General features: G+C 62.5%; 14 protein-coding genes. 8 read left to right on the top strand and 6 right to left on the bottom strand.

Features of this window, described 5'->3' with window-relative positions; all coding sequences use genetic code 11:
• Positions 1-2: 2 nt before the first annotated feature.
• Positions 3-2,090 carry a hypothetical protein gene (locus tag NKI70_RS21880; protein WP_352456452.1) on the top strand — a complete coding sequence of 696 codons (2,088 nt, stop codon included), beginning with the start codon at positions 3-5 and terminating at the stop codon, positions 2,088-2,090.
• A 172-nt stretch (positions 2,091-2,262) separates the two neighbouring features.
• Here NKI70_RS21880 and clpS read toward each other — a convergent pair whose 3' ends face one another.
• The 3 genes from clpS to NKI70_RS21865 form a co-directional block, all read right to left on the bottom strand.
• Positions 2,263-2,568, bottom strand: coding sequence for an ATP-dependent Clp protease adapter ClpS (clpS, locus tag NKI70_RS21875; RefSeq protein WP_023679498.1), 306 nt, complete (start codon positions 2,566-2,568; stop codon positions 2,263-2,265).
• 257 nt (positions 2,569-2,825) lie between these two features.
• On the bottom strand, positions 2,826-3,041 hold the full coding sequence (locus tag NKI70_RS21870) for a hypothetical protein (protein WP_352456451.1): 216 nt from the start codon (positions 3,039-3,041) through the stop codon (positions 2,826-2,828).
• A gap of 34 nt (positions 3,042-3,075) precedes the next feature.
• Positions 3,076-3,420, bottom strand: coding sequence for a hypothetical protein (locus tag NKI70_RS21865; protein WP_023679500.1), 345 nt, complete (start codon positions 3,418-3,420; stop codon positions 3,076-3,078).
• Between the two features lie 237 nt (positions 3,421-3,657).
• On the opposite strand from NKI70_RS21865, the gene NKI70_RS21860 reads away from it, so the two are divergent.
• The gene (locus NKI70_RS21860) at positions 3,658-4,374 is read left to right on the top strand and encodes a response regulator (protein WP_352568020.1); all 717 of its coding nucleotides are present in this window, start codon (positions 3,658-3,660) and stop codon (positions 4,372-4,374) included.
• On the top strand, positions 4,371-5,780 hold the full coding sequence (locus tag NKI70_RS21855; RefSeq protein WP_023679502.1) for an ATP-binding protein: 1,410 nt from the start codon (positions 4,371-4,373) through the stop codon (positions 5,778-5,780). Before NKI70_RS21860 ends, NKI70_RS21855 begins: the two co-directional genes overlap by 4 nt.
• A 236-nt stretch (positions 5,781-6,016) precedes the next feature.
• Here the strand turns inward: NKI70_RS21855 and choV are convergent, their stop codons facing one another.
• The 3 genes from choV to NKI70_RS21840 form a co-directional block, all read right to left on the bottom strand.
• Positions 6,017-7,198 (bottom strand): choline ABC transporter ATP-binding protein, encoded by a 1,182-nt coding sequence (gene choV / locus NKI70_RS21850; RefSeq protein ID WP_023679503.1) that lies wholly within the window; start codon positions 7,196-7,198, stop codon positions 6,017-6,019.
• On the bottom strand, positions 7,195-8,049 hold the full coding sequence (gene choW / locus NKI70_RS21845; protein ID WP_254819158.1) for a choline ABC transporter permease subunit: 855 nt from the start codon (positions 8,047-8,049) through the stop codon (positions 7,195-7,197). Before choW ends, choV begins: the two co-directional genes overlap by 4 nt.
• 118 nt (positions 8,050-8,167) lie before the next feature.
• A complete protein-coding gene (locus tag NKI70_RS21840) occupies positions 8,168-9,103 on the bottom strand; it encodes a choline ABC transporter substrate-binding protein (RefSeq protein ID WP_023679505.1) in 936 nt (311 codons plus the stop codon).
• Between the two features lie 237 nt (positions 9,104-9,340).
• Between NKI70_RS21840 and NKI70_RS21835 the strand changes: the two genes are divergently transcribed.
• From NKI70_RS21835 to NKI70_RS21815, 5 genes are all read left to right on the top strand, one after another.
• Entirely contained in the window at positions 9,341-9,952 is a 612-nt protein-coding gene (locus tag NKI70_RS21835) for a thymidine kinase (protein ID WP_023679506.1), read from the top strand.
• A 127-nt stretch (positions 9,953-10,079) separates the two neighbouring features.
• Positions 10,080-10,469, top strand: coding sequence for a c-type cytochrome (locus tag NKI70_RS21830; protein WP_023679507.1), 390 nt, complete (start codon positions 10,080-10,082; stop codon positions 10,467-10,469).
• Positions 10,470-10,684: 215 nt separating this feature from the next.
• Positions 10,685-11,773, top strand: coding sequence for a hypothetical protein (locus tag NKI70_RS21825; protein ID WP_023679508.1), 1,089 nt, complete (start codon positions 10,685-10,687; stop codon positions 11,771-11,773).
• 35 nt (positions 11,774-11,808) lie between these two features.
• Positions 11,809-12,954, top strand: a complete 1,146-nt coding sequence (locus NKI70_RS21820; RefSeq protein ID WP_023679509.1) for a hypothetical protein — start codon at positions 11,809-11,811, stop codon at positions 12,952-12,954.
• 24 nt (positions 12,955-12,978) lie between these two features.
• Positions 12,979-14,889, top strand: a complete 1,911-nt coding sequence (locus NKI70_RS21815) for an AAA family ATPase (protein WP_352724897.1) — start codon at positions 12,979-12,981, stop codon at positions 14,887-14,889.
• Positions 14,890-14,970: the final 81 nt, after the last annotated feature.

The following is a 14,970-nucleotide window of genomic DNA, read 5'->3' as shown; positions in this document are numbered from 1 at the left end:
CCATGAACTGGTCGCTCGCCTTCGAACCGCTCATCACCTGGCCGCTGCTCGCCGTGGTTCTGGTGCCGCTGCTGCTGCTGGCGCTGGCCGGCCTTTGGTTTCGCCAGCGCGGCGCGGTCTTCCGCCTGACAGCCCTGATTGCGCTGGCTGCGGCGTTGCTCAATCCGGTGTTTCTCAACGAAGAGCGCGAGCCGCTGAAAAGCATCGTCGCGGTCGTCGTCGATCGCAGCCAGAGCCAGGATATCGGCGACCGCACCAAACAGACCGATGAGGCGTTGGCCGGGCTTCAGCAGCGTCTCGGCCGCTTCAAGCAGTTCGACGTCCGTGTCGTCGAGGCCGGCAAGTCCGAAGCCGCCGACGAGCGCACCGAGACGCGGTTGTTTTCCTCACTCGAAAATGCTTTCCGCGACGTGCCGCCGTCGCGCATCGGCGGCGCCATCATGATCACCGATGGCGAGGTGCATGACGCGCCGCCCGGCGCACCCGACTTCAATGCCCCGCTGCACGCGCTGATTACCGGCAACGAGCATGAGAAGGACCGCCGCATCCGCTTCGAGAATGCGCCGCGCTTCGGCCTCGTTGGCAAGCCGCTCGACATGACGTATCGTGTCATCGCCACCAACAACGAGACCGGCCCGGTCGATGTCCGCGTATCGGTCAACGGCGAGCAGGTATCGGTCGAGCACGCCAACATCGGCCAGGCGATGCCGCTGCAGGTGACCATTCCCAGCGCCGGGCGCAACATCGTCGAACTCGCCATCAACCACGAGCCGGGCGAACTCACCGACACCAACAACCGCGCCATCGCGCTGATCGACGGCATCCGCGAAAATCTGCGCGTGCTGCTTGTTTCCGGCGAACCGCATGCCGGCGAGCGCACCTGGCGCAATTTGCTGAAATCCGACGCTTCGGTCGACCTCGTGCACTTCACCATCCTGCGCCCGCCGGAAAAGCAGGATGGCACGCCGATCAACGAATTGTCGCTGATCGCCTTCCCGACGCGCGAGCTGTTCGTCGAGAAGATCAAGGATTTCGACCTGATCATCTTCGACCGCTATCAGCACCGCGACGTGCTGCCGATCCTCTATTACGACTACATCTCCGAGTATGTCGAAAAGGGCGGCGCGCTACTGATCGCGGCAGGCCCCGAATATGCCGGCGAAAGCTCGATCGCCCGCACGCCGCTGATGTCGGCACTGCCGGCAATGCCGACCGGCGAGGTCATCGACAAGGCCTTCTACCCACGTCTCACCGATACCGGCCAGCGTCATCCGGTAACGCGTGGGCTCGACGGCTCCGCGACCGAGCCGCCGCACTGGAGCCGCTGGTTCCGCACCATCGGCGTCGAGAACCCCGAGGGCGAGGTGGTGATGAAGGGTGCCGACAACCGGCCGCTGCTACTGCTCGATCGCAAGGGCGAAGGCCGCGTCGGCATGCTTTTGTCCGATCAGGGCTGGCTGTGGGCGCGCGGATTCGAGGGCGGCGGCCCGCACGTCCAGCTCTACCGGCGCATCGCCCACTGGCTGATGAAGGAGCCCGAACTCGAGGAAGAGCGGCTGACCGCCGACGGCCGCGGCATGGTGCTGGAAATCCGCCGCCAGACGATGAGCGACGATCCCGGCCCGGCGCAAGTCATCACGCCGTCCGGCAAGGCACTGATCGTCAGGCTCGAGAAATCCGAGCCAGGCGTCTTCCTCGGCAGCGTCGAGACCAGCGAAATCGGTCTCTATCAGGTCGGCAATGGCGACCTGACGGCATTGGCCCATGTCGGGCCGGTCAACGCCCCGGAATTCACCGACGTCGTCTCCACCGAGAACCGGCTGAAACCACCGGCTGAGGCAACCGGCGGCAGCGTTCGCCGGCTGGCGCCGGCATCGGCCATTGGCAACCTGACCAGCACCGTCACGCTGCCATCCGTAGTCCCGGTCCGTTCCTCGGGCGCGGCTTCCGGCAATGACTGGATCGGCCTGCGCACCACCGACGACAGCGTGCTCAAGGCCGTCTCGCGCGTGCCGCTGTTCGGCGGCTTCCTCGGCCTCGGCCTGCTGCTTCTGGCGATGGGCTCGATGTGGTACCGCGAAGGGCGGTAACGCGGTTTATCCTTCTCCCCTTGTGGGAGAAGGTGGATTGGCGCGCAGCGCCAAGACGGTTGAGGGGTGCTGGACGGAGTGCCGTCCTTGCCAAGCTGGAACACCCCTCATCCGACCGAGCTTCGCTCGGCCACCTTCTCCCACAAGGGGAGAAGGAAGAAAGCGAACCGCCCTACTCCTCCGGCTCCGTCGTGAACATCAGCGGGTAGCCCTTGGCCTTGCCGGCATCGGTTGCCCGCGCCGCCTTAGTCTCGGCGACATCCCTGGTGAAGACGGCGACAACGCAGACGCCGCGCCGGTGCGCGGTGATCATTATCCTATGCGCCTGGTCTTCGCTGAGCTTGAACTCGGCCTTCAGCACCGTCACGACAAACTCGCGCGGAGTGAAATCGTCATTGACCAGGATGACCTTGTAGAGCTTCGGCCGTTCGACCTTCGGCTTCGTGCTGGTACGGGGTTTTGTCGTGATTTCAGGCATTGGACCGGCAATTGCGTACGACAGCTTTGCGGTCATTTTGACATGGGCAAAAGCGGTCGTCCATTCAACCGCGCGCGATCGGCTTCCCGGCAGGCGCAGTTCAAAAGTCCGTGCCTATGTGGGAACTGCCGTCTGGCGTTCAACGGGGGGTGTGGGCCGGGACTGGCCCTACTGTCTGCACGCAACAAAAAAGACGACCGCTCCAGGCAAATCGCAACTGGAGCGGTCTTCTCATAGGGTAGAAAGATGTCGCTTGATCAGGCCTTCGGAGTTGCCTTGACCGCGTGCTTCTTGTGCTTCTTGACGGTCTTCTTGGCAGCGACCTTCTTCACGGCCTTGGCCGGCGCAGCGGTCGTCGTTGTCGTCGCAGCCGGGGTGGTGGTCGCGGCATTGGCGCTGCTGGCGCCGAGAACCGGCATCGAGACGGCCAGCGCGATGGCGAGACCGAGGGCGGAGAGGAGGGACTTTTTCATGGCTTCACTTCCTTTTTGTGCAGATCGGATTGTGTCACTGAACGGGATCGATCGGTGTCACTCCAAGCAGCTTCAAAGCATTCGCGAGCATCCGGATTCCCTGTGCCTGTTTCTTGTTGGCGCAGAACCGGTTTCCCTTTCTTTGAAGTGCTTTCGCAGCGGTGACCTGCGTTGCCGCGGCATGGGTTTCGAGGGCTTCGTCAAACTGGCGGTTCAGATCGATGCAACGCTCGCTGCGGGTGGTCGCCACCTTTGCATCGGCCGCCTTTGCATTGGCCACCTTCGCATCGGCCAGTTTTGCATCGGCATGTTCGACCGCGGCCGTGACGAGCGAAATGGAAAGCAACGCACCCATCAGACTGATCGAGAACCTTTGCATTGGTCTGTCCGTAATCCCGTAACGCGTGTCGCAGCCGATGACCTGACCGCCACGGCACCACTTATGCCTTTGATTTTTTTCGGCAGTTTTTCCGGATTGTAGAATTTTGTTTCTGGATTGTTTCTGGGCAGCCCGGATCGAGCCGCCGATCTTCACTGGCCAACTTATGGCCTGAATTCTATCGTCTGGCTGACGGCCGAAGCAGCGCTTGGGCGATCCACAAATGACAGGTTCCCGGTGAAATCCGACCCCCACATACTGATCGTCGACGACGACAAGGGCATTCGCGACCTGCTTCAGGAATTTTTCCAGAAGCGAGGGCTGCATACATCGATCGCCGCCGACGGCACCGAGATGGAGACCATCCTGCGCCGCGCCCAGGTCGACCTGATCGTCCTGGACGTCATGCTGCCCGGCAAGAGCGGGCTGGAGCTCTGCCGCGAGTTGCGCGCCAATTATTCGACGCCGATCATCATGCTGACCGCGGTTACCGAAACTACCGACCGCGTGGTTGGGCTGGAGATGGGCGCCGACGACTACGTGCCGAAACCCTTCGATCCGCGCGAGCTGCTCGCACGCATTCGTGCCGTCTTGAGACGCAATGGCGCCGCCGAACCGCGACGCGCCGCCTCGCGGCAGATCTACCATTTCGCCGGCTGGACGATGGACTGTTCGCGCCGCCGGCTGATGGCGCCCGGCGACGTCAGGATCGAGCTGACGATGGCCGAATTCAATCTCCTGCAGACCTTCGTCAAGAGCGCGCAGCGCGTACTGAGCCGCGAGCAGCTGATCGAGCTGTCCGGCGGCGACAGCGGCTACAGCTTCGACCGCAGCGTCGACATTCTGGTCAGCCGGCTGCGGCGCAAGATGGAGGACGACCCGAAAACGCCGAAGCTGATCCTGACCGTGCGCAGCGGCGGCTACCAGTTCCTGCCTGAGACGACCTCCGAATGAGACGCATCCTGCCGCAAACGCTGCCGGTCTGGGTGCTGCTCATCGTCATCGCCGGCCTGCTGATCAGCCAGATCGCGACCCTTTACATCGTTTCGCGCGACCGTGCCGCCGCCAATGACGTCGTCGATCTCTACCGGCTGAACGACCGCGCCTTCTCGCTGGTGCAGCTGATGCATGATGCTACGCCGGAACAGCGCAAGGCGACGGCCTCCGGCCTGTTCAACGCCACTTATGCGCTCACCGTCTCCGACACGCCCGCCGTTACTTCGTCGATAGCCGGCGACGACGAACTGGCCGAATTGGAAGACATATTGGTCGGTCGGCTATCGAAGTTCGGCATCACCGACGCGCGGGTCCGCCGCGACCCGGCAACGCACGAAGCCGACGCTCCCGGTGGGACGGTCGCCGGTCCCGATATCGGCCAGGTCGAGCGCGACCTGCTGGTGCTGGCGGCCGATTTCGCCCAGAGCGACAAGCTGACCGCTTCGCTTCGCTTTGCCGACGGCCAATGGCTGAACTTCACCGAGCCGAACACACCGGCCGGACCGATACTGAGCTTCGATAGCCTGCCGCTCTATGCCTTGATCGCCGGGCTGGTGGTGGCTTCCTCGATCTGGTCGCTGCGCCGGCTGACGGCGCCCTACCGGATGATGGAGACCGCGGTGAAGCGGATCGGCGAGGACCTGAAAAGCCCGCCGATCGCCGAGAGCGGCAGCCGCGAGGTGCGTACCGCGGCAAAGGCGGTCAATGCCATGCAGGCGAGGCTGCGCGCCTACGTCGAGGACCGCGAGCATCTTGCGGCCGCACTGGCGCACGACCTGCGCACGCCGCTGACCAGGATGCGGCTGCGCCTCGAACTGCTGAGGAATTCGTCCGTGCGCGCCGCACTGGCGCACGACCTCGCCGACATCGAAGGCATTGCCAGCTCGGTCATCGACTTCGCCACTTTCGAGGTGACCGAGGAGAAGAGCGAGAGGATCGATTTCTGGTCGCTGGTAGAATCGATCGCCGACGGCTTCGACGAGGTCTCCTTCGACAATGAGGACGCGCGCTCGCGCGGCCTGATCTGCGTCGCGCGGCCGGTCGCGCTACGGCGCTGTGTCACCAACCTCGTCCAGAACGCGGTGACCTATGGCAAGAGGGCGCATCTCAGCCTGCGTCAATCAGGCAAGACAATCACCCTGGCGATCCATGACGAGGGTCCGGGCATACCGCAAGCCGAGCTCGACGCCGTGTTCGGCTCGTTCGTGCGCCTGGAACAGTCGCGCAACCGTCAGACCGGCGGCCTCGGCCTCGGCTTGACCATCGCCCGCAACATCGCCCGTAGCGCCGGCGGCGAAGTCAGCCTGTCCAACCATCCCGATGGCGGCCTGATGACGGAGCTGCGCCTGCCGCTTGCGGTTTAGCTTGCGGTATCGGGCTAAGCCGGCGTTCCTTCGCGCCCCCTCTGTTCTGCTGGACACCTCCTCCACAGGTGGGAAGATTGGCCGTCGTCGCCGATTTCGCCAATTACAAACGTTGGAATGTGAGAGCCGTCCGCGAAACCGCCGATCTCCCCCAAGTAGGAGAGATGTCCGACAGAACAGAGGGGGGCGCGACAGAACTCGGCGTTTGGTCTTGGTTCTCTCCCCAAGGAGAAAAACTACCTTCTCAACACCGCGCTCAGCACATCCCTGACGCCGATGGCGCCGACAAAGCGCGACTGGTCGTCGAACAGCGCCACCGGTGCCGTCTGCGAGCGATGCATGGCCAGCATCACGGTCTTCAGCGAGGTGCCGGGATTGGCCCAGAACACCTGCGCCGTCTCCTCCGGCTGGGCTTCGACATCGGCGCAGGACACCCATACCGCGGGCTTGCCGTCGCGCTCGGCCGCCGCCACCAGCCCATGCTCGTCGATCTTGAAACGCGTCGTCCTGCGCCGGTCGAGCCACACCCAGCCGTTCTCGCCGTGTTCGAGGTCGCGGCGGTCGCGCATGACGTTCCACGCGGTCAGCACCGAGAGCGGGTTCACATTGGCGATGAAGTCGCGGACATAGTCGTTGGCGGGCCGCAGCACGATGTCTTCCGGCGCGCCGGTTTGCACGATGCGCCCGCCTTCCATGATGGTGATATGGGTGCCGATCTTCAGCGCCTCCTCGAGGTCGTGGCTGACGAAGATGATGGTCTTCTTCAGCTCGGCCTGGAGCTGCAGCAACTCGTCCTGCAGCTTGGTCCGGATCAGCGGATCGAGCGCCGAGAACGGCTCGTCCATGAGCAGGATCGGCGCCTCGGTGGCAAAGGCGCGCGCCAGGCCGACGCGCTGCTGCATGCCGCCGGAAAGCTCATGCGCATATTTCTTCGACCACTGGTCGAGATGAACCAGCTTCAGTTGCCTGTTCACCCGCTCCTTGCGCTCGGCTTCGGGTACGCCGGCGAGCTCGAGGCCAAGGCCGACATTCTCCTCCACCGTGCGCCACGGCAGCAGCCCGAACTGCTGGAACACCATCGCCACCTGCTTCTGCCGCAGCCGCCGAAGCGTCGCCTCGTCGCAGGTGACGACGTCGACCGTACCGTCGCCGTCCTTGACCAGCACCTGGCCGCGCGAGACGACGTTCAGCCGGTTGACGGCTCTGAGCAGCGTCGATTTGCCGGAGCCGGAAAGCCCCATCAGCACCGAGATCTCGCCCTCGTTCACGGTGAGGCTGGCGCCGGCGCAGCCCAGTACGTTGCCGGTCTGTTCGAGGATCTCGGCTCGGGTGGCACCACTGTCGATCAGCGCCAGCGAGCCTGCCTGGTCGGCGCCGAAGACGATGTCGACATTCCTGAAATCGACGGCGACGGTCATTTCTTGCCTCCCACGCCGATGCGCGTCATCCGGTCGAGCACGATGGCGAGCACGACGATCGCCAGCCCTGCCTCAAGCCCGAGGTCGATCCTGCGCGAACCGAGCGCCCGGTTGATTTCCGTACCGAGGCCGCCGGCGCCGATCAGGGCGGCGAACACCACCATCGACAGCGACAGCATGATCGACTGGGTCAGCCCAGCCATGATGGTCGGCAGCGCCGAAGGCAGCTCGACCTTCCACAGCAGCTGGCGCTTGGTGGCGCCGAACGCCTCGCCCGCCTCGACGATCGATTTCGGCACCGAGGTGACGCCGAGATGGGTGAGCCGAACCGAGGTCGGGATGACGAAGATGATGGTGACGATCAGGCCGGGCGCGTTGCCGAGGCCGAACAGGGTCAGCACCGGGATCAGGTAGACGAAGGTCGGCAATGTCTGCATCAGGTCGAGCACCGGCAGCATGACGCGATACACCTTCGGCTTGTGCGCGGCCCAGATGCCGAGCGGCACGCCGATGGCCATCGACACGGCGGCGGCGGCGACCACCAGCACCAGCGTCTCCACCGTCTGCTTCCACAGGTTCTGGTTGAGGATGAACAGCAATCCGATGAATACCGCCAAAGCCAGGCCTTTCGAGCGCTGCAGGAAATAGGCGAGCAGAGCGATCAGCGCGATCAGCAGAACCGGCGGCAGCAACAGCAGCCCGTCGACGATGCCGTCGAGCAGGAAGTTGAGGCTGTTGGAAAAAGCCCTGAAGATGGTGTCGAAATTGTCGGTGAGAAAGCCGAAAAACGCCTTCCCCCATGCCCCGATGGGAATCTTGTAACTGACCAGGAATTTGGAGATCGGATCCATCTAGCCCCTCTTCTACCGGCGCCGTCCTTCGCCGGACGGTCATCTTGTCACAGGATATGAAAAAGGGCAGCCATTTCTACCGTGGCTGCCCCTTGTCTCGTCATGCCAGATGGTCGGGTCAGCTTCCGAGCGCCGTTTTCACCGCAGCCGCCGCATCGCCGCCGTCGAAGGTGGTGACGCCGGCGATCCAGGGAGCGACCGCGTCCGGGTGCTTCTTCAGCCAGTCGGTCGCGACCGTATTGGCGTCGCCGCCCTTCAGGATCGCGTCCATCATCTCGCCTTCCATGTCCAGGTTGAACTTCAGATTGGCGATGAACTTGCCGGCGTTCGGACATTCGCTCATGTAGCCCTTGCGTACATTGGTATGCACGGTGGCAGCACCAAAGCCGCTATCTCCCATCCCCTCGAGATAGGTGATCTTCATGGCGCCCATCACCGGATGCGGCGTCCAGCCGAGGAAGGCGATCCATTCATTGTTCTTCATCGACTGGTCGGCCTGGGTGAGCATGCCGGCCTCGGAAGATTCGACCAGTTCGAAGCCTTCGAGATTGGTCTTCGGATCCTTGATCATGTCGAGGATGATGCGGTTGCCGTCATTGCCGGCCTCGATGCCGTAGATCTTGCCGTCGAACTTGTCCTTGAATTTGCCGAGATCGGTCAGCGTCTTGACACCGGCATCGGCGACATAGGTCGGAACGACGATGCCGTAGCCGGCACCGCTGAGATTTTCACTGACGGTCTCGACCGAGCCTTCGGCGGCATAGTCCTTGATGTCGTTGGTCATCGACGGCATCCAGTTTCCGAGGAACACGTCGAGATCTTTGTTCTTCAGGGACGCATAGGTCACCGGCACCGAAAGCTGGATCACCTGCGGCTCGTAGCCGAGCGCCGTGAGCAGCACCGAGGCGACGCCGGTGGTCGCCTGGATGTCGGTCCAGCCGACATCGGACAGACGCACCGTCTTGCAGCTTTCCGGATCGCCGGCGAAGGCCCCAGTCGTGGATAGAAAAGCCGCCAGGCCGAGGCCGGCGACGAATGAACTCATACGCGACATGAAAATTCTCCCATTTCAGTTCTCGGTGAAGCGAAGCGACGGTTTTATCTCCGCCTTTGTTCCGTCAGCCAAACATCATTCTGCTGCGGTTTCAAGCACTAAGGCAATCACGAACAACGGCGCAGGCTGGCCGATCAGCGACACGCCCGCCGCTTTCCGGATGGAAGTCGCCTTTTCCCGGTGGAATGTAGGCGCTCCCCCTCCCCGCTTTGTTGCAACTCGGCTTAAAAGGACGGCATGGCCAAGCTGTACTTCCATTATGCGACGATGAATGCCGGCAAGACGACGATGCTGTTGCAGGCCTCGTATAATTACCGCGAGCGCGGCATGACGACGATGCTGTTCATCGCCGGCCACTACCGCAAGGGCGATACCGGGCTGATCTCGTCGCGCATCGGCCTGGAGACGGAAGCCGAGATGTTCCGCGACGGCGACGATCTGTTTGCCCGGGTCGCCGAGCATCACGACCACGCCACGGTCCATTGCGTCTTCGTCGATGAGGCGCAGTTCCTCGAAGAGGAGCAGGTCTGGCAACTCGCCCGCATCGCCGACCGGCTGAACATCCCGGTCATGTGCTACGGCCTGCGCACCGATTTCCAAGGCAAGCTGTTTTCCGGATCGCGCACCCTGCTGGCAATCGCCGACGACCTGCGCGAGGTGCGCACCATCTGCCGTTGCGGCCGCAAGGCGACGATGGTGGTGCGCCTCGGCGCCGACGGCAAGGTGGCGAAACAGGGCGAACAGGTGGCGATCGGCAAGGATGTCTATGTCTCGCTCTGCCGCCGCCATTGGGAAGAAGAAATGGGCCGCGCCGTGCCCGACGATTTCATCGGCTTCACCAAAACCTGACCAGCGCTATTGCTTTCATCCGACCTCCCGGCCGACATTCGTTCACCAATCGCGCCATCGTGCGGCGCTTGTTTAAGGCCTGCTTGCTATTTCAGAACCTCTCAGCCAGAGCCGTCGGGGAGTTCCCATGCTTCGAGCCATTTCGTCTGCCGCTGCTTTCCTCATCGCCGGCGCTCTTGCCGCGCATGCCGACGGCGATGCCGCTCTCGGCAAGAAAGTCTTCAACAGATGCATGGCCTGTCATGAGGCCACGAGCGACCACGACAAGGTCGGCCCGCATCTGCTGGGTGTCGTCGGCCGCACCGCCGGCACCGCGGACAGTTATCTCAGCCGCTACTCGCAGGGGATGAAGGACGCCGGCGCCGCCGGCCTGGTCTGGGACGAAGCAAACCTCGCCGAATACCTGCGGGCGCCGCGGCAGAAGGTCCCCGGCAACAAAATGGCCTTCTCCGGCCTGACCAGCGACGACGACATCGCCAATGTCATCGCCTACCTCAAGGCCGATCCCAAGCCCTGAGCGTCGCTCCCGACCTAAAGTCCAGCCGCGGTTGAAGCGGTGTCTGACCGGACGGCAGTTACACCGTAATCATTGCCTGACTATCCTGCGGTCGGCCTCCTGAAATTCTTTTGTTTTCCTGTAATCCCATGTCTTCCGTCTTTCATTCGCCAAACCCGGCACATATATTCGCGGCGGTTTGCGAAACGAAACCGATGCCGAAGCGGGAGGCCCCAATGGCGACATTGCAGAATTTCGATGCCGAGATTGCCAAGACCAAGCAGGTCGTAGAGGACATGCGCACCAAGATCGAGCAGTCCGGTACTGTGCTCGACACGCTCGCCACCGCCGACAAGAAGATCGGCGACGCCAATTTCGACATCGAGAATGCCCGCATTGAGGATGTGCTGAAGCAGCAGAAGGTGATGGAAGGCAATATCGCCGACCTGATTATCGGCCTCGAGGACGCCACCAACGTCTTCGGCGCCGAATTCGAGAGCATGAAGAACTACACCGGCTGGGAAAATTTCGTCGGTGTCTTCTCCAGCCAGCGCAAGCAGCGCCTGCGCACCGACCGCGTCCGCAACATGTCGCTGGCCGGCAATCTGCAGGAGCTGCTGGCGAAATCCGACACCATCGTCGGCATCCTCAAGGCTCAGAAGCAGGTTCTCGACACGCGCTACAAGACCTCCGAGGCCAGCCTGTCGCAGGTGATCGAGCGCCGCAAGACCACCATGTCCAATCTCGAGACCGTGCAGAAGCGCATCGAGGAGCTCAACCCGATGCTGCTCGACATCGAGAACAAGATCGCCGCCTCGACCAGCCAGAAGGTGCGCACGCAGCTGGAAGGCGAACGCTCGAAACTGGCCACGGAATACAACGAGAAGCAGGCCAAGGAGCAGGAATTGCTGGCCGAAAGCCAGACGCTGGAGCGCTACACCTCGATGTTCCAGACCTTCGTCGATTCGCTCAACAACCAGATCGCGGCGCAATCGACGCTGATCAACAAGCTGACCATCGATACCGAGCAGCGCATCGTTCTGTACAAGGCGCTGGAAGATTCGCTGAAGACCGCCGCCCAACAGGATGTCGCCCACAAGATCAACACGCTGGGCAGCCAGGTCGACAACACCGCCGAAGAGACCATGGCCGGCATTGGTGCCGCCTCGCAAAAGCACATCGGCGATCTGCTTGAAATGCACGAGAAGAACATGGTCGCCACCGCCGACATCCAGCGCCGCAAGAAGCTCGCCGACGATGCCTTCGCCCGCCGCTTCGACGATGTGATGAAGAAGCACAATTCGGCAAATTACGTGCAATCGTAATTGCTGCACGTGCACTGCTCCCAAGGGCTGGCAGCATGACCCCCGAAAACGAAGCTGCGGCGCGCTATTTCTCGGCGATCACGGCGGCACTTGGCGGCCTCGAAGTGTTCATGCGCGACGATCGCTCGCCGCTCTATCGGCACGGCATCGTCGCCAAGGTCGTCGCCGAATATATTGCGCGGCTCGACAAGTCGTTCTCGTGCTGGCGCAACCGGCTGGGCTTCACCGAGACGTTCCGCATCTCGCGCGCCGAAAGCGGTTTTCCGGTCTTCCAGAACCTGCTCGAGTTGGAGAACGACCGGCTCCAGGCCGATGCGCGCCTCGCCAACCTTCCGCTGGCCGATGAGCTGCGCGAGGAAATGGCGGACTTCATCCTGCGCCACAAGGAATTTCCCGAAGCGCTGCAGAAGTCGATGGCCGAGCGGCTTTACCTCGAGGACGTCAAGAGCGAGACCACCTTCGGCCCGTTCACGCTGGCCCAGACGGTCAAGGTGTCGGTCAATCCGAAGACGTTGCGCCCCTATTATCTGGTCCACTGGGCCTGCTTCGACGGCAGCGCCAACCTGCCGCTTGTGTATATGGTGACGGTCGAGGATTCCTCGGACGACATGATCCGGCAGCTTGTCGACTCCAGTGGCAAACTTAATGAGAGGGTCGACATTCCGCTGCCGGTCGACGGCTTGCTCAATCCCGAGCTTGCCCACCGTTTCGACGATTTCACCGAGAAGAATTCCGCCTACGCGCTGTCGCCGGCGACCATCGCGGTCAACCTCGACAAGGATTTCGAGCCGCTGCATCCCAAGCAACTGCGTCGCGTCGTGCTCGGCCCGTTCTATTCTGCAGGGATTACCGACAACAATTCGACGGTGAGCGAAGTGCTGGCCAAGGTGCGCAAGCCGGAAAACGCCTGGCTGCTGACCTGGACCATCCAGGAGGTCTTTTCCAAGGCCGAAAAGCCAGGCCGCAAGGGGCTGTTTTCGAGCGAAAAGACGACGCAGGAATTCTTCATCAATACCGACGATCTCGAGGCCGCGCGGCAAGGCGTGTCGAGCTATGAGAACCATGCGTTGATTCCGCACGAGGCCTATCAGGCGCTCTATGCCGCCGGCGAGGCGCAGAAGATCTTTTCGGGCTACAAGGTCCACATCCTGTCCAAAGGGCAGGTCATCAGCGACGTCTGACCATCAAATCGCGGAGCATCCTCCATGGACACCGGCCTGACCACCATCCCGGAAGCGGCAATTGAAAAGCACCGTGCCACTGCGCAAAGTTTCATCACTCGCATCGTCGTGCTGGAGGACCCATCGCGCGAGTCCGGCACCGCGCTTGCCGGCACCAACCGCCGCTTCGTCTCTACCGTCTCGGTCGGCTCGGTGCGCCGCACGCGCGAGGTCGAGCTCTCCAAAACCGTCGCCGCCGTCCATTCCGACGACCAGTTGCTGACTATCCCGCAGCACACGCTGTTGTTTCGCGCCCGGCGCGGCACAGCGATAGCGCTGGCCATATCGGATGTCTTCGCCGAGGGCTCGGACCTCGAAAGTCTGCAGGCGAAAAACGCCCGCGCGCCGCTCGAAGGCGATGAAGCTGCCACCTTCAAGAAGCTGCTGTCGGCCTCTGCCTACATCTCCGCCTTCAGCCTTGCCTCCTATTTGTTCCAGCTGATCGACAGCGACGGCGAGGCGCCGAACGACACGCCCGAGCCGGACTTTCTGTTCGACACGCCACAGGATGCGGTGAAGTCGATCGTGGCCGGGCTCGACAGGGCGATAGCAGGTTCGAAGGACGATGCCGATCTGATGACCCGCGCCCGCGCCTTTGCCCGCGTCGCCATCGACGGGCTGCTGGCGCGAAAGGGCCGCTTCGACGGCATCGGTCCGTTCGAGAACGCGCATATCCGCATCGACGTCGACGATTTTACCCTTGACGGCTTCGACGTCGCGCCGGGTAAGCGGGCAAAGCCGCTGGTGATGACCTTCAAAAAACCGGAAGAGGTCGTCGGCAACCACATCGCCAAATACCAGTCGGTCAAGCTTGCCAAGATGCTGATGGCCTACGATTTCGAGCGCGAGCTGAACCCGTTCGTCGAGCTCGGCGGCTTCCTGTTCACTTTTATCGGCGATGGCGCGCCCGGCACCGGCAAGACAACCTTGATCCAGATGATCGCCGGTCTTCTCAATGGTTATTGCCAGGTCGCCGGCTATCCCTTCGCCTACGAGAATTTCGGCGTCGACCAGATCTCCTCCTACCAGGGCAAGTCGGGCCAGAACTGCCGCCAGTTCATCAACAATGTGCTGAACCCGCGCGTCATCGGCTTCGGCACCATCGACGATATCGACCAGGTGGCGGCACGCCGGTCCGACGACCGCGCCTCGGCCGGCCAGCAGGAAATCACCGGCGTCCTGATGGACGCCTTTGGAGGTGCGGCGACCGTGGTGCGCGGCAACTGCTCGTTCGGCATGTTCTCCAACTATCCCGAAAACGTCGACGACGCGCTACGCCAGCGCGCCGGCGCGCGCTGGCTGGTCGACGGCCCGCAGAGCCGCGACGACTACATCGACATTTTCGTCCTGCTCGCCGGCAAGAACCACAAGATCCCGCTCGGCGACCACAAGCTCTATGCGGCGCAAGAGATCCAGCGCGCGGTGATCGAAGCTTACGAGGAGCATGAGAAGCCACAGGAAGACGGGTTGATGAAGGTCTATGAGCGCTACATGAAGGAGAATGGCGCGCCAAAGACGATGGCCGACATCGGCACTTATCTGCATATGATCAAGGATGCCGAGCCGCGCTTTACCGGCCGCGCCATCAAGAACGTTACCGATGCCATCAAGATGCGCGCCATGGACATCGAATTGCCGGACGAGTGGTTCGAAAAGCCGGAAGCCTTCATGCACAAGGGTTACGACGACAAGAAAGCGATGATCGAGGAGCTGCGCGGGCCATTCTCGATGGACATGATCATGCAGGAGATCAACCGCTACGCGGATTCCGAGTTCCGCTATTCCGACAAGTCCGATGATGCGGCGGTGACCAAGATGATCCGCGACACCCGTCTGCGGGAGCGTGCCGTGCGCGAGATCGAGGAGTTGAAGAAAAAGGGGCTGTGGAATGCGTGAGGTTTCTTCTCGCCGGATACCACTGCCCCTGGTGCGCTGCATAAGCTCCCACAGCAACGCTGAAAGACGTGGCTCAAAAGC

The sequence above is a fragment of the Mesorhizobium sp. M0500 genome, assembly GCF_040321165.1.
Taxonomy (GTDB): Bacteria; Pseudomonadota; Alphaproteobacteria; order Rhizobiales; family Rhizobiaceae; genus Mesorhizobium.
Note: the sequence above shows the minus strand (reverse complement) of the source record. Positions and strands in the feature narration are given on the sequence as shown.